Below are 16,448 nucleotides of genomic sequence, written 5' to 3' on the forward strand. Positions count from 1 at the left end.
GATCCATGAACGGTCCTGTGCGACATCTCGCCCATACCCAAGCATCGTCAGGCCGGAAATCCCCCAAATTTGCCGTTTTCTTCCTGGGTAAAGTAATCGCCAAGTCGTCACCTATGTGGGCCTCCATTGCTGCCTGCATCCACACCGCAAGGAGATCCGTTGTGCCCGCTCCGCGTATGAGCAGTACGCCGTTGCCCGGGATCGGGGTCCGCTACGACCTCACCACCCGCGAGCACCGCCGCCTGTCGGTGGTCGCCCATCGCGACGGCAGCCGAAGCTTCAACGCCTACCGGCGGGACGATCCTGACGAGTGTGCACTGGCGTTGAAGCTCACCGCGGGTGAGACGGAGGCGCTGATCGACGCACTGATGCCGTCGCATCACAGCCCGAACCTCCTGTCGACCACGGATCTCGGTCTGGTGGCGGAGCGCGTCGAACTGACGTCGACCTCGCACTGGAACGGCCGGGTGCTGGGCGAGACGCGGATGCGGACGGAGACCGGGGTGTCGATCGTCGCGGTGCTGCGCCGGGCTGACGCGATCCCGTCGCCGGGACCCGAGTTCCGGCTGGCCGGCGGGGACACCCTCATCGTGATCGGCACCCGCGAGGGCGTGGACGCCGCCGCCGCGATACTGGGACGGGAGTGATCCGGTGCACTCGTCCGCTGTCTTTCTGATCGAGTTCGGCGCGATCATCCTCGGCCTGGGACTGCTGGGCCGATTCGCCGGACGCTTCCATTTCTCCCCCATCCCGCTCTACCTGCTCGCCGGGCTCGCCTTCGGCGAGGGCGGTCTGCTGCCGCTGGGCGCGAGCGAGGAATTCGTCGCCATCGGCGCCGAGATCGGCGTCATCCTGCTCTTGCTGATGCTGGGCCTGGAGTACACGGCCAGCGACCTGGTCTCCAACCTCAAGACCCAGTACCCGGCGGGACTGGTCGACGCCACTTTGAACGCGCTGCCCGGTGCGGCGATGGCTCTGTTGCTGGGCTGGGGCCCGGTCGCCGCCGTGGTACTTGCCGGGGTCACCTGGATCTCGTCCTCCGGCGTTATCGCCAAGGTGATGGGCGATCTCGGGCGGCTCGGCAACCGCGAGACACCGGTCATCCTGAGCATCCTGGTGCTGGAAGACCTGGCCATGGCCGTCTACCTGCCGATCGTCACCGCCCTGCTCGCCGGTGTGAGCCTGGCGGCCGGCAGCATCACCCTGGCGATCGCGTTGGGAGTCGCCGGCCTGGTGTTGTTCGTCGCCGTCCGGTACGGGCGGGTCCTCTCCCGCTTTGTCTCCAGCGACGACCCCGAGAAACTGCTCCTCGTCGTGCTGGGTCTGACCCTGCTGGTCGCCGGTATCGCCCAGCAGCTCCAGGTGTCGGCCGCCGTCGGCGCCTTCCTGGTGGGCATCGCCCTGTCGGGTGAGGTCGCCGAAGGCGCGCACAACCTGCTGAGCCCGCTGCGGGACCTGTTCGCGGCGGTGTTCTTCGTCTTCTTCGGGCTGCACACCGACCCCGCCAGCATTCCCCCGGTCATCCTGCCCGCGCTGGCCCTGGCCGTGGTCACCGCCGGTACGAAGATCGCCACCGGCTACTGGGCCGCCAAGCGCGCAGGCATCTCCGCGAAAGGCCGGTGGCGAGCCGGCGGCACTCTCGTCGCGCGAGGCGAGTTCTCCGTCGTCATCGCCGGCCTCGCCGTCACGGCCGGCATCGAGCCCGCGCTCGGCCCGCTGGCCACCGCCTACGTACTCGTCCTGGTCATCATCGGGCCGCTGACCGCCCGCTACACCGAGCCCATCGCCACCCGCCTGACCGCGCGGCGTGGCAAGTCCGTCTCGGTCGTGCCGACGGACGTGGAAGCCCCGCACGGGGAGACGCTGGAGCCGGTGGACGACGGCAGTGCAGGACGCGCGTGAGCGACGACGTGTGGACGGCGATCACCAGTCGGGAAACGGTGCTGGTGCTCGCCGCCCTGTCCGTCTACCTCGGCGGTACGGTCGGGCTGGCCCGGAGCCTGCCTCGGCTCCTGCGCCGTAACGCGGGATGGAGGCGCGGCACAGAACGCGACCCGGTTCCCAGCACGGTGGTACTGGCGCTGATCGTGGTGCTGTGGCCGGTGAGCGTCGTGTATCTGGGCTGGCGCGTAGCTCTCCGGCTCCACGCGAACCGTGCCCGGCGATGAGGCAGCACAGCACCATCGAGTGCTGTCGGCGCACACGCAGGGGCTGGTTCGCTGGGGTTTAGGCGTCAATGCGGGTGGTGCTGGGCTCCAGGTCTCCTTGTTCGCCCAACCAGCGGGCCAGCTTGCCGCGACGGCCGATGGCGCGCAGGCGTCGTTCTGCCTCTTCCCTTACTTCTGGGGTGGTGATGAGGAGCAGTTCGTCTCCCGTACGGAGCCCTGTGTCCTGGGTGGGGACGATGGTGGTGCCCTCCCGGACGATGAGGGTCAGGGCGGTGGGGCGTGGAAGGCGCAGCTCGCGGACCGTGACGCCCTTGAGGCGCGAGCCCTCCGGAACGGTGAGGGTGAGCAGGTCGGCGTCAAGTACGTCGAGCGGGGAGGTCTCGACCTGGATGTCACGCAGGGCGCCGGGGCGGGTCAGGCGGAGCAGTCGTGCGACGACGGGCAGGCTCGGCCCTTGGACGAGAGTGAACAGGACGACCAGGACGAACACGATGTTCAGCAGGTCGCGGGCGCCTTCCACCCCGGAGACGATGGGGAAGGTGGCGAGCACGATGGGGACGGCGCCGCGCAAGCCCGCCCAGGAGATGAACGCCTGCTCGCGCCACGGCAGCCGGAACGGCAGCAGGCACGCGAGTACGGAGACGGGCCGGGCCACGAGCAGCAGGACCAGGCCCACAGCGATGGCCGGAAGCACGGCGCCCGGCAGCTCGCTCGGGGTGACCAGTAGGCCGAGCATGACGAACAGGCCGATCTGGGCGAGCCAGCCGGTGCCTTCCGCGAAGGAGCGGGTGGCGGCCCGGTGCGGAAGCTTGGCGTTGCCGAGGACGAGTCCGGCCAGGTAGGCGGCGATGATGCCGCTGGCGTTGGCGGCGCCGGCCGCGGCGAAGGCGACGATGCCGAAGGCGACCGTCGCCAGCGGATACAGGCCGGTCGACGGCAGGGCGATGTGCCGCAGCGCCGCGGCTCCGAGGCGGCCGATGCTCAATCCGAGAAGGCCGCCCACGACGAGCTGGTAGAGGACGTTGCCCGCGATGTGGGCGGGGTCGGGCATGTCGGTGGCGGCGGTGCTGAAGACCAGAACGAGGATGATCGTCGGGGCGTCGTTGAAGCCGGATTCGGCTTCCAGCAGGCCCGTGACCTTCTGCGGCAGGGGCAGCGAGCGCAGAACCGCGAAGACGGCGGCGGCGTCCGTGGAGGACACGATCGCGCCCAGCAGGAGAGCCAGGTGCCAGTCCATTCCCAGCAGCCAGTGCGCCCCTGACGCGGTGACCAGGACGGACAGCGCGACGCCCATAGTGGCCAGGACGCCCGCGGGCAGCAGCAGCCGCTTGATGTCGCTCCATTGGGTGGTCAGACCGCCCTCGACCAGGATGACCGCGAGCGCCGCCGTGCCGAGCGACTGGGCCAGTGCCGCGTTGTCGAACTCCAGGCCGAGGACGTCCTCGCCGGTGATCACGCCGACGGCGAGGAACAGCAACAGGCTGGGTAGGCCGATCCGGTGGGCCGCTCGGGCGGCGGCGATACTGGCGAGCAGCACCGTGCCACCGACCAGGAGGGCGAGGTAGAGCTCCTGGAGCGTCACCCAGTTACCCCGCGCCCCGCGTGCCCGCTCTGCGTCGGGGCGTTATCGGGGAGGTTCGAAAAGGTCGCCGGCGATTCCGGCGGCCACAATCCCGGAGGCGAGCAGCAGACCATGGGGGAGGATGATCCCCGCCGCGAATGCCGCCAAGGCCAGGGCGAGCACGCACCACGCCGCTTTTCGCCCGTGTGGACGCCGCCGGTATTCGCGCGGCGCACGGGGGCGTCCGGTGGACAGTGCCCGTACGAAGGCAGGGTCGTCCCGGCGGGTCCTTGCCGCCAGTGATTCCAGCGGCCGATCGTCGAAGACAGCCATGGCTCCTCCTTCACTACCGCGCGGCGGCCATCCACGTTCGTTGTGTGGCCGACCGACCGCACTCCACGCCCCACCTGCTCCTCCTTCAGCACTCGCCCCACCGTGACTTCCATCATCGCGGGCATTCAGGCCGACCGGTATCGGGGCCAGCACCCATTCGGCCGCATGTACGCAGATCCACCACGGCGGGCGACGCCGGGGCGCTGATGGGTGGTGCCACGGATGGACGCGGACCTCGAACGCTGTGAGGCTGAGGGCATGGGTGAGGAACAGACGCGAAGTCCTGCGGACGCTGGATGTCCGGGAAGCCGTCCTCCCCGGACATCCGGCTTGTCCCTGTTCTGGCGCGTGTTCCTGCTCAACGCCGTCGTGCTGGTGGCGGCGGCCGTCGCGCTACTTCTCGGTCCGGTCACGGTGTCCACGCCCGTGCTCCTCACCGAGGCGGTCGTCCTCGCCGCGGGTCTGGCCGTACTGCTCGTCACCAACGCTCTCGTCCTGCGCGTCGGCCTCGCGCCCCTGGCTCGGTTGGGCCGCGCGATGAGTACCATCGACCTGCTCCGCCCGGGTCCTCGCCTCGCCTTCGCCGGCCACGGCGAGATCACCGCGCTGATCGCGGCGTTCAACGACATGCGCGACCGGCTCGAAGCCGAGCGCGCGGCCAGCACGGGCCGCGCGCTGTCCGCGCAGGAGGCCGAACGCCGGCGCATCTCCCAGGAACTCCACGACGAAGTCGGCCAGACCCTCACCGCCGTCCTGCTGGAACTCAAGGGTCTCGCCGACCGCGCCCCCGAGCCCCTGCGCGGCGAACTCCACGAGGTGCAGGAGACCACCCGTAACAGCCTCGACGAGATCCGCCGCATCGCCCGCCGCCTGCGCCCGGGCGTACTGGAGGAACTCGGCCTCGCCAAGGCTCTACGGGCGCTCGCCACCGAGTTCACCGGTCCGTCCCTCACAGTCCGGCACCGCATCGAACCCGACCTGCCGCCCCTCACCCACGAGACGGAACTCGTCCTCTACCGCGTCGCCCAGGAAAGTCTCACCAACACTGCCCGCCACGCCCACGCACGCCACGCGGAGATCCACCTCCGCCGCCTGCCCGGGGCCGTCGAGCTCCTCGTACGCGACGACGGCCGCGGCATCGGGCACGCATCCGAAGGCGCCGGCATCCGAGGCATGCGCGAGCGCGCCCTCCTCGTCAACGCCAACCTCGACCTTCGTCCCGTCCCCGGCGGCGGCACCGAAGTCCGCCTGACGGTCCCCGTACCCGAACGGAACACACCGGCATGACCGCACCCACCCGCGTCCTGCTCGCCGACGACCACGCCCTGGTACGCCGCGGAGTGCGCCTCATCCTCGACAGCCAGCCCGACCTCACCGTCGTCGCCGAAGCGGGGGACGGCGCCGAAGCCGTCGAGGCCGCCCGCACCCACGACCCCGACCTCGCCATCCTCGACATCGCCATGCCCCGGCTCACCGGCCTCCAGGCCGCCCGCGAACTTGCCCGGCAGCAGCCGGACCTGCGCATCCTCATGCTCACCATGTACGACAACGAGCAGTACTTCTTCGAAGCACTCGCCGCGGGCGCCTCCGGCTACGTCCTCAAGTCCGTCGCCGACCGCGACCTGGTCGAAGCCTGCCGCGCCGCCATGCGCGGCGAACCCTTCCTCTACCCCGGCACCGTCAACGCCCTCATCCGCAGCTACCTCGACCGCATCCGCGACGGCACGGACCTCCCCGCCAAGCCCATCACCGACCGCGAGGAGGAGATCCTCAAACTCGTCGCCGAAGGCCACACGTCCAAGCAGATCGCCGACCTCCTCTACATCAGTGTCAAGACCGTCGAACGTCACCGCGCCAACTTGCTCCAGAAACTTGGCCTCCGCGACCGCCTCGAACTCACCCGCTACGCCATCCGCGCGGGCCTCATCGAACCCTGACCACCCGCGCACCACGGGCAGTGCCGTGCACCGATCACCTGTGTCACCTGATAGCCGGGGATGTCATTGTTGGTGACGACCAAAACATCCGCCTGGGGCGCCTGACCGCCGCCGAAATCCTCAATGCCCATGTCTCCGGCGGCGAACGCCAGCGCATCGCCAGCGCCCGCGCTCTGCTGCGCCGCCCCCGCCTCTGTGGCACCCCCCAGTGCTCAGCCTCGCCCCGCTTCGCAGGATGCGCATCCCCGCTGAGCGCCACTGGAACTAAGGGCGTTCAGCGGGCGTTGATAGCTTGGGGCTGCCACACAGCCGCCCGTCGCACGCATCCTGGAGCCCGGACCCTTGAATACGCTTGCGCTCGGCCCGAGCTGGCTGGACCCGGACTATCTGCTCAACACGTTCGGCCTCCCCGGCCTTCTTCTCATCGTCTTCGCCGAGTCTGGACTCCTGATCGGCTTCTTCCTGCCTGGTGACTCCCTGTTGTTCACCACGGGACTGCTGGTGACCACGGGGCAGCTGAAGTACCCGCTCTGGCTCGTCTGTACCCTGATCGCCATCGCCGCCGTCCTCGGCGACCAGGTGGGCTATCTCTTCGGTCGCAAGGTCGGCCCGGCCCTCTTCAAGCGCCCGGACTCCCGCCTCTTCAAGCAGGAGAACGTGGAGAAGGCGCACGTGTTCTTCGAGAAGCACGGCCCGAAGTCGCTGGTCCTGGCGCGGTTCGTGCCCATCGTGCGCACGTTCACGCCCATCATCGCCGGCGTGAGCAGAATGAACTACCGCTCGTTCATCACGTACAACATCGTCGGCGCGCTCCTGTGGGGCGTCGGTGTCACGGTGCTCGGTGCGCTGCTCGGCAAGATCGCCTTCGTGCACCAGCACATCGAGAAGATCCTCATCCTGATCGTGCTTCTCTCCGTGCTGCCGATCGTGGTCGAGGTCTTGAGGGCCCGCAGCCAGTCGAAGAAGGCCGACGCTGATGCGCGGGACAACGCCGGTGGCCCCCCGGCGGGTCCGGCCTCCGGCCAGCGCGGCCGCCACGCCAAGCGCTGACCCCTCCCCGTACGCACGAAGGCGCCTCTCCCCGAGTCCTGGGGGAAAGGCGCCTCCCGTTTCGGCGCACCCGCACCCTGCGCACCGTCACCGGAAACCTCGGCACCCGGACGCCCCTGAACGAGACCGACATCCTCGCGCGCGCCGTCCTCCACCCCAACCTGCACGCACTCCGGCTCATCGGCTTCGCCGCCGCAGTCACCTGACCGAACTGCCACCCACAGACGTCTACCTCCGGCGAGCTGCGCCAGCGCCGACAGCCTGACCAGTCCTGCCTTCGTCCGCTCAGCACACATCTTCATCGGCGTCCTCCTCGGCCAGACACGCGTCTCCTTGTGGGGCGCGTATCACCGCTTCTTCAGCCGGCAGCAGCGCCAGCCGAAGCATGAATTTGCTACTGACAAGTAATCGGGCGGACGAGGAAGTCTGGCGTGGGCTGCAACCTGCGCCAGGCTCCTGACGCAGATCAAGCCCGCGAGCACCCAGTACCTACTGGTCACTCTTCGTAACGAAACGGGCCGGCGGTGCCCCATCCGCTCGCTACGGCAGATGCTCGGCACCGCTACAAGCGAGAGTTTCCACACGCGCAGATTCGATCACTTTTCCCAGCAAGTACCGACCTAGCGTCGGGTTTAGATCGCGAAATATCTCACACCAGCAACAATGCCATCCTTAGGGTGCAAATCTTGACATGTGCACTATCAGGGCAAATCTGCACGTCAAAGCTTGATCGACAATCGATGGAGGTAATATGTCCCTTTTGCGATGAACTTCTGACGCTGCGTTAATACCGACCGCAGGTCAGCTTTTGGACTGATCACGCCCACCCCTTCGCGTAATGTCCGGTACTGGTTCCCGGCACATGACCGAATCGATCAGGTCAACACGTTGCTGATTCGCTACAGCGATGCTCGTCGTAGGTGCGCACATTCCGCATATCGGCTCCCAGCGCTTCGCTGGTCAGGCGAATCAGGATCGCTCCGGCTGGCCGCAGGTCACCAGATCGAGTGGCTGTCCCGGGTGTCCACGAACTCCGACCTCGCGAAGGTGTGGGCGAAGGAGGGCATGGACGTCGAGGCATACCAAGAGCAGATGACCGCGAACCGGATGTTCTGCCAGCTCAGCCTGCGGCACCGCCTCGGGCTCGTCAGCGATCGGCAGCTTTCCTTCTACGCCCGCGTGCTCATGGAGAACGAGGCGTGCAAGAGGTACTGGGCCCAGTTCGGCCGCCTTCGAGAGGAGGAGGCCGAGGGCGACAAGACGGGCGCGAAATTCACGAAGGCCATGAGCCTCGCGGCTCACGCGGCTTAGGCAAGGCTCAAACTCGCCGAGGTTGAGAACCGCGCGGATAGCGTCATGTCAGCCCGGCCAATCCGAACGATGGGAAGGAAGCCTCACGTGTTCATCGACATCCCGAGAGAACTCGAATCCGCCCTGATCGATCTTCCCCTCCCGGCATGGAAGCTCGACGGCTCGTTCCTGGCGAAGTCCACCATGGAGCGGTACCAGGCCGAGCTGACGGCGGCCACTCCCCGGTTCGAGGAGACCGTCGCGACGCTGCGTCACGCGCTGGCAGGGGAGGGCGCCGGATACGCCGTGCTGCGCCTGGGGAACCTCGTCAAAGCGCTGGGGGCCGACGACGAACGGTTTCTGCGGCTGGCGACGGGTTTCGCGGCCACGGTGGGGGCCCCCTTCTCGCCCTTCCCCCGGTGGCCCCTGTGGAAGGACATCGGGGTCAAGGTCGACAAGGACCCCGGCAAGTCCAGCGGAATCGGGTACAACGCCTTCCACATGGACCTTGTGAACGCGAGCCGGCCCCCGGACTTCACCACTCTCCTGTGCGTTCGCCCCGACTCGCTCGGCGGCGGCCACAGCATCCTCTCCGACGCGCACGCGGCGGTGGCGCGGCTGTCGGAGGACACCCGCGCCCTGCTGGCCGAGTCGGCCTACCACTACGGGACCTTCTTCGACCTGTTCGGCGTGGGCGAGGAGTACAAGCCGTTCCCGGTCCTGGACGGCTCCGACCCGGGCGAAGGGTTCGTCCGGTTCACCGCCAAGATGCTGGAGCGGTCCCGGATCAGACAAGCTCACGCCAACGCCGCCAGGGAACTCGCCGAGGAACTCGTCTGCGGGCAGGTCTCCTTCATGCTCCAGGCCGGGGATTACCTCATCGTGAACCAGCGCCGCTACCTGCACGGCCGGGAGGCGCTCCACATCGGTCAGGAGACCGTCCCGATCGCCGACCGGCGACTGCTCCTCCAGATGTTCCTGCGCGCGGGGACCGGCGACGGCTCGGTCGCGTAGCCGGCCGACGGCACCGGTGATCCACCGAGTCCCACCTCCAGGTCCGGCCCCGGAGCCCGCGGCACGGCCACGGGGCGGGGCCCGGTCGGACGCCCGCGGAAACGGTCGCGCACCGGGCTCCCCGGGCCCGTGCCCGGAGTTAGATGCGCGAGTTGCGCAGCGACTGCCACACGGCGCCGGCCAGTGCCCGCGATGCCCGCGGGACCGACAGATGTTCGTGCTCGCGGTACAGGGCCCAGTTGTATTGCACGAGCGAGAGCTTGTTGGAGGACAGCGATCCCGCCTGTTGGGCCCGGTACACCGCCAGCGGCTCAGCCAGGCCCCGCGCGTCGGCGCCGTCCCGCATGATGCTCAGCCACAACGCGTAGTCCTGGCGCTTGCGCATCTCCGGCATCAGTCGCTTGCCCAGGACATTGCGGTCGTACATGGCGGTGAGAGCACCGACGTGGTCCCTGACCAGCATCGCGCGGTAGTCCACGTGCCCGCGCGCACGGACCACCCGTCCGTTCGGGACCCAGTCGGTGCTCTCGCCGTCGTAGTCGGCGTCCATCTTGTAGTAGCTGGTGAACGTCAGCGGCGCATCGCCCTGGGCGGCGAAGGCGAGCTGCTTCTCCGTCTTTCCCGGAAGCCACATGTCGTCGGAGTCGAGGAAGGCAATGTAGTCCCCGCGGGCCCGCTCGATCGCGAGGTTGCGGGCCCGGCCCGCACCGCCCTGTTCGGGTGCCGACTCGGGCAGGACGCGCTCGTCCTGCCCGGCGAACTCGCGGAGCAGATCCATGGAGCCGTCGGAGGACTGGTCATCGGTGACCAGCAGCTCCAGGTCGCTGTGGGTCTGCGTGAGCACCGACCGTACGGCCGCGCCGAGGGTGGCCGCCGAGTTGTACACGGGCATCACGACAGACACCAAGGGCACAGTGCTTCTCCTTGCCAGACCAGGAACGACGGTCCATTCAAACACTCCGATCGAGTAGGAGCTGCCATGCAGATAGTCATCGCTGGTCAGGGCTACGTAGGGCTTCCGCTGGCCGTACGCGCCGCCGAGGTGGGCCACCGTGTCATCGGCTACGACGTGGACGCTCACCGCGTCCAGCAGCTCGCCGCCGGTCAGTCCTACGTCGAGGACGTGGACTCATCGCGGCTGCGCGCAGTGCTGGACTCCGGGAACTACTCCGCGACCACCGACGCTGCCGCGCTGGCCGGCTTCGACATCGCGGTGATCACCGTGCCGACCCCGCTGCGAGACGGCGTGCCCGATCTGACCTACATCGAGTCCTGCGCCCGGACCCTGGGCGAGCACCTTCGCCCCGGCGCGACCGTGGTCCTGGAATCCACGACCTATCCCGGCACCACCGAGGAACTGCTGCTGCCGATCCTGGAGAAGGCGTCGGGTCTCAAAGGCGGGGACGACTTCTTGGCCGGATTCAGCCCCGAACGCATCGCTCCGGGAAACAAGCGCTGGTCGTTCGAGGGGACACCGAAAGTGGTGTCCGGAATCAACACCAAATCGCTCTCCGTGATCAAGGGTTTCTACGACGGCATCTTCCAGACCACGGTTCCGGTGTCCGGGACCAAGGTCGCCGAGCTGGCCAAGCTCATCGAGAACACCTTCCGGCTCGTCAACATCTCCATGATCAACGAGCTGGCGACGCTGACTGACCGCCTCGGCGTGAACGTCTGGGAGGCGATCGACGCCGCCGCGACCAAGCCCTTCGGATTCACGCGGTTTACTCCGGGGCCGGGAGTCGGCGGGCACTGCCTGCCCGTCGACCCGCTGTTCCTCGCGTGGAAGATCCGGGAAGACCTCGGCGTCCCGTTCCGGTTCGTGGAGCTGGCCGACGACGTGAACCGGCACATGCCCGACTACGTCGTCCGGCGGCTCGTGGAAGCACTCGACAAGCGCAGCGTCCCCGTAAACGGATCTCGAATCCTCCTGCTCGGCCTGACCTACAAGTACAACGCCACCGACCTTCGCAATTCACCTTCGGCACGTGTCGCCGAACTCCTCGTCAGCCTCGGCGCCGAGGTCCGCGGCTCCGACCCCAACATCCCGGACGGCCACGACACCAAGCTGAACGTGCCCCGGGTCGATGCGACCCCGGAGGAGATCGCGGCCTCCGATGCCGTGGTGCTCCTCATGGACCACACCCGATTCGACCTCGCCATGATCGAGGAGAACGCCCCCTACGTTCTCGACTGCCGAAACCGTCTGTCCGGAGCGAACGTCGAGGTCCTGTAGCACTCCGACTCCCCCCGGCCCGCTGCCGCTCTTCCACCCCAGGAGTTCCCTTGCGCGACGAATGGGAGCACGCCCACACGGACTACACCAGGCCCGCGCAGCGTCAGATCCCTGCCTCGCTGGCCGAAAGCGAAAGCGACTGGCGCCACCACCTGGAACGCTCAACCCCGAACGGCTGGCTGATACAGAACAACGCGATGACCGAAGCGCTCGTCAGCGGAAAGCCGATGTACCTGATGCACACCACCAAGGACATCGACGCCATCCGTACCAGCGGGGAGTTACACGTCTCCACCGGATGCCTGGTCGGGGCCCTGTACTGCTCGCCTCTCGTCAGTCAGCGCGAGGGGCTGCGCCCGCACAACCTCGGCGCCTACCTGCTGCGGACGAAGCCTTCCACCACGCCCATGGTCTTCGAGGTCGTCCCGGACGCCCCGACCCGCCCCAAGGGTGTCGACTACCTGCATCTCGGTGCCATCCACCTGCGTACCTACCTGCGCTACCAGAGCTTCCTCACCCCAGCAGAGAACGACCAGCTAAACCACGCCGTGCTGACTGGGCTGCGCGCCGCGGCCGTGTTCCTCGACGTCGCCCTTCGCAACGCCGCCGGCCGCGCCACCCCGGCACCCGAGTTCATCGACCGGTTAGCCACCGCCGTGCCCCACGTGCCGTTCCTCGGGTACCTGTACTTCGAAGTTCTGTCCGAGTACCTGATGCTCCACTCCGCCACTCCGGAGACCAAGACCTATGCCCTCGCGGGGGAGCTGAACAACTGGCTCTACAAACGTCTCGCCTTCGCCGCCGTGGCCGACATGGACCAGCTGTTCGACCTGGCCCGCTTCAATCCGCGCCATCACCGGCTCGTCCAGCTCGTCGAAGGCATGGAACCGGCTCTCGGCCCGGGAGTCGCCGAGTACGTCCGGCGACGTCTCTCCCACCTGTTCGCCCGGACGGCGCTGCACCCGTCCCAGGACGCGGCATCGTTCACCTTCCAGGGGGCTGATCTCAGCACGCTCCGACAAGCCGCGCCTGGGCTGATCGGCCAGATGATCTTCCGCGAGATCCGGTACATGTCGCGCTATCAGCAGCTCTACCACTGCTTCGAGAAAGCCAAGGCTCTTGAGGCGTGGGACTACTGGAACAACGAGGGCATACCCACACCCTTCAATGGAACCCTCCCCAAGGGCGAGATAGGGATACACCCCGTCTACCCCAGGTCGGCAGTCAGAGTGTGGACGGCGGAACAGGACAGCAAGGGCTACTTGCATCCGGCCAAGGAGGTCAAGGCCGTCTTCACTCCGCACCTGGCGTCGTGGTGGGCGCCACCTCGTCAGCGCGAGAGACAGATTGCCACCGCTGACTCACGAGTCGAGGTGGCACGGGGAACCCGGCCTCCGCTCCCCACCCACCGGTCGTCCATCAAGGGGATCTCCGCATGACCACCAAAGTCGTGAACATCGTGACTGGCATCAACCGCAGCGCCGCGCCTTCGTCTGGCAGCCTGATCCTCGTCAACGATCTCTACGACGCGATGCCCGACGTCCATACGACCTTCCTGGGCAGGGCACCGGTCGATCAGGCGTGGAAGGCCGCGTTCGATCATCTGATCACCCTCTCCACCACGAAGCGCCCTCAAGGTCCCGGCTTTGACCGCTACGTGGACGAGTTGACGCGAGAGGTCGGGGCACTCATCGAGCAGATCCAGCCGGACGCCATTCACGCCCAGTACCTCGGCCTCGCACTCAGCCTCGCCTTCGCCCGAACCGCCGGCACCATCCCGATCATCGCCATCGCCCACGGCCCCGACGTGATGGTGGCTGAACGCAGCTCGGCAGAACGCGAGGCCATGAACGAAGTCGCTGCCGCAAGCGCCACGATCGTCACCCCGACCCCTGTCCTCGCCAACCGCATCGACCGTCTCACCGGACGCCGATTCACTGATCGTCTCGCCGTCATCCCGTGGGGGATCCGTCTGGCCGACACCCAGGTACGCGATCAACCGCCCACTGCCGGGCCCCTGTCTCTGGTGCACGCCGGTCGCCTGGACGACAACAAATCCACGATCACCGCCGTGGAAGCTCTCGCTCTAACCGATCAACCGCACAACTTGACCGTGATCGGCACAGGACCCCTGCGGGAGCATCTGGAGAAGCGGACTATCGAACTCGGGCTACGGGACCGGGTCCGCTTTGAACCGTTCCTGCCCCGCGCCCACCTGTGGCGCCGTCTGCCAGACTTCGACGCCTTCGTGTTCACGACCAGAGGTCTGGAGGCTTTCGGGCTCGTCCTCATCGAGGCCCAAGCCCACGGGCTTCCGGTCGCCTACTCCGATCTTCCCGGTGTGAAGGAAATCCTCGGGAACGCGGGCGTTCCCTTCACTCCTGGGGACCCGCGCTCGCTGGCCGCAGCCCTGGACGAGATGGGCCGAGACGTGAATCGGCGTAAGTCCCTGACCAAGGCAGCTCTCTATAACGCGCACCGATACGACATCTCTACCACCGGCCGCCAGCTTCGCGAATTGACGCTCCGCGTTACCTCCTAGCGCAAGAACGGGTGGGGTCGACCGGGACGACCGGCGGGAGCGAAAAGCGGCGGGCTTCGGTTACACAAGTGGTCCAACGGGTGGCTCATTCGGTCCATCGTGCGGCTGATACACATGCACGTCGGCTTGCCCGAAGTAGGGAGAGACAGGTGCCCGATCTCGCCCATGCTGGTGACGGGGCTCGTCACCAGACGTCGGCGGCTTCCCTTCGGCCCGCGCTGACAACTCATTCCGAAGACCGGCGACTCGGTAGGCCGCACCGTTAGACGTGTTGCGCGCCTTGGCTGCCTCGGCCCGGTTTTGCCTAGCTGCCTGGTTGTCCTTCTCCTGGGCTCGCCGAAGGAGCAGGGCCTTCTTCTCCTGCGGCATGTCCACTTCAGTGAGCACGGCTTCCTGCTCACTGAGCGGCCCGGCCTGCTGGGTGACCTCGTAGAGCCGCATGCTCATCTGCTCCAGCTCTCGCGTGCCCTCCTCGCGCGTACGGAGCAAACCGTCACGGGCGGCCTCGACCGCAGCCCGATCCTCCCCACGCAGCACCGGCCGCCCGAAGCGGCCCTTCTCGGCCAGCCGCTGTTCAAGTTCTTGGATATGAGCCTGCGCGTGGAGGAGTCGGTCAGTGCACTCCGCGATCGTGCCGCCCAGTGCTTGGACTTCGCGGATCGCCACGGCACGCTGGGCAACTGCGTAGTGCACGAACTGTCGCTCCGGCATCCGGGTCCAAACGGGTCCTGGGCCAGTCCACCGCTCGCGCTCCTCAGGGCCGACGCCCCCATGGCGGGCGATCTTCTCCTCGGGCCAGCCGTCTGACCGCATAGTCTCGATCTCATCCGCGTGGTCGTCATTCCACTGGTCGGCTACGTCCTGTGCGTGCTCGCGGTCCGCGAACGGCACTTCCCGGCCGCCCAGCGTGACAACGAAGACTAGGTCGCTCCTGTGCTCCGCATCGTCCTGCGTCATGTCGCTGGCGTCCTTCCAGGTCTCTTGGGCCAGCCCGGAAAGCTGACGGGGAACATGGGGGAGCCCGTCCGTCGCGGCTGCCAAGCCGGAGTGTTCCAGGAAGCCGGGCAGCGGGGCTGTCGGGTCCATGGCCCATTCGACGGCGGCCATGACCTCGTCGTCCAGCGCGTCCAGGAGGTGGCCGTAGCGGTCCACGGTGGTGGTGATGGACTCGTGCCCCAGCCGCCCCTGGATGGCCGGCAGGGGAACCTTCGCGGCGATCAGCCACGAAGCATGAGAGTGGCGGAGGTCGTGGATGCGCGGTCGCTTGAGGAGTCCGTACTTCTCAGCCGCCAGTTCGATCGCGGGCAGCCAGCGCAGACGGCGGAATGTGCCGGGGTCCCACTTGCCCCCTTCAGGGCCGGTGAAGCCAAGCCCTTGGCACGGCGTCGCAGCATCCGGTCAAGCTTGTGAGTGATGACGACGGTCCGCCGCGCCTTCCGGGTCTTCGGGGCGCCGAGGATGGACTTACCGTCCTCATCCTTCTTCCAGGCCCTCTGGACACGGATGGCGGGTCGGCCGTTACGCCGCCGAAGGTCACGGGGCTGGAGTGCCGTTGCCTCGCCCCACCGAAAGCCGGTCTCCGCGATGGCCTCGCCGAGATCCTTGGCATCGTCGCTGAGGCACTCGTAGATCCAGGCCCATTCCTCGCGTTCGAGGAAGACCATCTCTTCTTCGTCCTCAGCGCCGTCGAGCCGCGGGAGACGAGTCTTCCCGCACGGATTCGAGGCCCGCAGCGACGGCTCCGCGTCCACCGCTGACTGAAGGATCGAGAAGAGCAAGCCGTGCTCGTTCTGAATGGTTTTCGGCCGGTACTTCGTTCGAGGCTTCCGGTCTGAAGGATCGAGCGGGGCGGGCCGTCCGGCCTCCAGGTCGTTGACCCAGTCCTGCACCATCTCTCGGAGGATGGTGCCCTCGCCGTCCTCCACGGAGTAGGGACCGAACCAGGGCGTCATGTTGGCACGTATTCGCGTCTTGTACTTACTGCGTGTGTCGCCCTGGATACCGGTGAGGCGGTCGACGTAGGCGAGCGCGAAGGGCTCGAACATCGTCTCCTTGCGGCGGCGGTCTGCAACGAAACCGTGCCCGCGGGTCCACCCGGGCGGCCAGTGTTCCCCGTGCGCCTTCACGAGGTCGCGGAACTTCTCAGCGGACGGGAGATCGTCGAACGACTCCGACTCCCGCTTGCCGTTCCGGGCGCCAGCTGAGCGCCAGCGGACGACGAAGGTGGTGTCTCCGCCCCTTCGCTCCTTGGTTTCGATGTAGGCCATGAAACGACCGTAAACGACTCGATGTGCCCACCATGTGCCCACCGGCGGAG

Annotated in this window: 16 protein-coding genes; 11 read left to right on the forward strand and 5 right to left on the reverse strand. The window is 67.5% G+C overall.

Annotated elements, in window-relative coordinates:
• The first annotated feature begins 176 nt into the window (after nt 1-176).
• The 3 genes from CCZ36_RS16565 to CCZ36_RS16575 are packed head-to-tail and all read left to right on the forward strand — an operon-like array spanning nt 177 to nt 2,168.
• Nucleotides 177-647, forward strand: coding sequence for a cation:proton antiporter regulatory subunit (locus tag CCZ36_RS16565; RefSeq protein WP_128819547.1), 471 nt, complete (start codon nt 177-179; stop codon nt 645-647).
• A gap of 4 nt (nt 648-651) precedes the next feature.
• Entirely contained in the window at nt 652-1,902 is a 1,251-nt protein-coding gene (locus CCZ36_RS16570) for a cation:proton antiporter (RefSeq protein WP_128817962.1), read from the forward strand.
• Nucleotides 1,899-2,168: a hypothetical protein gene (locus CCZ36_RS16575; RefSeq protein ID WP_128817963.1), complete on the forward strand. Its 270-nt coding sequence runs from the start codon at nt 1,899-1,901 to the stop codon at nt 2,166-2,168. Before CCZ36_RS16570 ends, CCZ36_RS16575 begins: the two co-directional genes overlap by 4 nt.
• Before the next feature lie 58 nt (nt 2,169-2,226).
• Here the strand turns inward: CCZ36_RS16575 and CCZ36_RS16580 are convergent, their stop codons facing one another.
• On the reverse strand, nt 2,227-3,750 hold the full coding sequence (locus tag CCZ36_RS16580; RefSeq protein ID WP_128817964.1) for a potassium/proton antiporter: 1,524 nt from the start codon (nt 3,748-3,750) through the stop codon (nt 2,227-2,229).
• A gap of 42 nt (nt 3,751-3,792) precedes the next feature.
• Nucleotides 3,793-4,062, reverse strand: a complete 270-nt coding sequence (locus CCZ36_RS16585; RefSeq protein ID WP_128817965.1) for a DUF3040 domain-containing protein — start codon at nt 4,060-4,062, stop codon at nt 3,793-3,795.
• Nucleotides 4,063-4,392: 330 nt separating this feature from the next.
• On the opposite strand from CCZ36_RS16585, the gene CCZ36_RS16590 reads away from it, so the two are divergent.
• From CCZ36_RS16590 to CCZ36_RS16610, 5 genes are all read left to right on the forward strand, one after another.
• A complete protein-coding gene (locus tag CCZ36_RS16590; protein WP_128817966.1) occupies nt 4,393-5,349 on the forward strand; it encodes a sensor histidine kinase in 957 nt (318 codons plus the stop codon).
• Nucleotides 5,346-5,999 carry a response regulator gene (locus tag CCZ36_RS16595; protein WP_128817967.1) on the forward strand — a complete coding sequence of 218 codons (654 nt, stop codon included), beginning with the start codon at nt 5,346-5,348 and terminating at the stop codon, nt 5,997-5,999. The genes CCZ36_RS16590 and CCZ36_RS16595 overlap by 4 nt, the downstream gene beginning before the upstream one ends.
• Before the next feature lie 342 nt (nt 6,000-6,341).
• Nucleotides 6,342-7,049 (forward strand): DedA family protein, encoded by a 708-nt coding sequence (locus CCZ36_RS16600; protein ID WP_128817968.1) that lies wholly within the window; start codon nt 6,342-6,344, stop codon nt 7,047-7,049.
• Between the two features lie 888 nt (nt 7,050-7,937).
• The gene (locus CCZ36_RS36410; RefSeq protein ID WP_257791367.1) at nt 7,938-8,360 is read left to right on the forward strand and encodes a DUF6082 family protein; all 423 of its coding nucleotides are present in this window, start codon (nt 7,938-7,940) and stop codon (nt 8,358-8,360) included.
• Between the two features lie 87 nt (nt 8,361-8,447).
• Nucleotides 8,448-9,353 carry a TauD/TfdA family dioxygenase gene (locus CCZ36_RS16610; protein ID WP_237302677.1) on the forward strand — a complete coding sequence of 302 codons (906 nt, stop codon included), beginning with the start codon at nt 8,448-8,450 and terminating at the stop codon, nt 9,351-9,353.
• Between the two features lie 139 nt (nt 9,354-9,492).
• On the opposite strand, the gene CCZ36_RS16615 is transcribed toward CCZ36_RS16610, so the two are convergent.
• Entirely contained in the window at nt 9,493-10,266 is a 774-nt protein-coding gene (locus tag CCZ36_RS16615; protein ID WP_128817971.1) for a glycosyltransferase family 2 protein, read from the reverse strand.
• Nucleotides 10,267-10,332: 66 nt separating this feature from the next.
• On the opposite strand from CCZ36_RS16615, the gene CCZ36_RS16620 reads away from it, so the two are divergent.
• The 3 genes from CCZ36_RS16620 to CCZ36_RS16630 are packed head-to-tail and all read left to right on the forward strand — an operon-like array spanning nt 10,333 to nt 14,131.
• Complete coding sequence (locus CCZ36_RS16620; RefSeq protein ID WP_128817972.1) at nt 10,333-11,589, forward strand: nucleotide sugar dehydrogenase; 1,257 nt, start codon at nt 10,333-10,335, stop codon at nt 11,587-11,589.
• 50 nt (nt 11,590-11,639) lie between these two features.
• The gene (locus tag CCZ36_RS16625; RefSeq protein WP_128817973.1) at nt 11,640-13,028 is read left to right on the forward strand and encodes a hypothetical protein; all 1,389 of its coding nucleotides are present in this window, start codon (nt 11,640-11,642) and stop codon (nt 13,026-13,028) included.
• The gene (locus CCZ36_RS16630) at nt 13,025-14,131 is read left to right on the forward strand and encodes a glycosyltransferase family 4 protein (protein ID WP_128817974.1); all 1,107 of its coding nucleotides are present in this window, start codon (nt 13,025-13,027) and stop codon (nt 14,129-14,131) included. Before CCZ36_RS16625 ends, CCZ36_RS16630 begins: the two co-directional genes overlap by 4 nt.
• Nucleotides 14,132-14,191: 60 nt before the next feature.
• On the opposite strand, the gene CCZ36_RS35755 is transcribed toward CCZ36_RS16630, so the two are convergent.
• Together CCZ36_RS35755 and CCZ36_RS16635 are read right to left on the reverse strand one after the other, a co-directional pair.
• Complete coding sequence (locus CCZ36_RS35755; RefSeq protein WP_335755845.1) at nt 14,192-15,448, reverse strand: tyrosine-type recombinase/integrase; 1,257 nt, start codon at nt 15,446-15,448, stop codon at nt 14,192-14,194.
• Nucleotides 15,349-16,398, reverse strand: a complete 1,050-nt coding sequence (locus CCZ36_RS16635) for a site-specific integrase (RefSeq protein WP_237302678.1) — start codon at nt 16,396-16,398, stop codon at nt 15,349-15,351. The genes CCZ36_RS35755 and CCZ36_RS16635 overlap by 100 nt, the downstream gene beginning before the upstream one ends.
• Between the last annotated feature and the right edge of the window lie 50 nt (nt 16,399-16,448).

The sequence above is a fragment of the Streptomyces sp. S063 genome, from assembly GCF_002832675.1.
GTDB lineage: Bacteria > Actinomycetota > Actinomycetes > Streptomycetales > Streptomycetaceae > Streptomyces > Streptomyces sindenensis.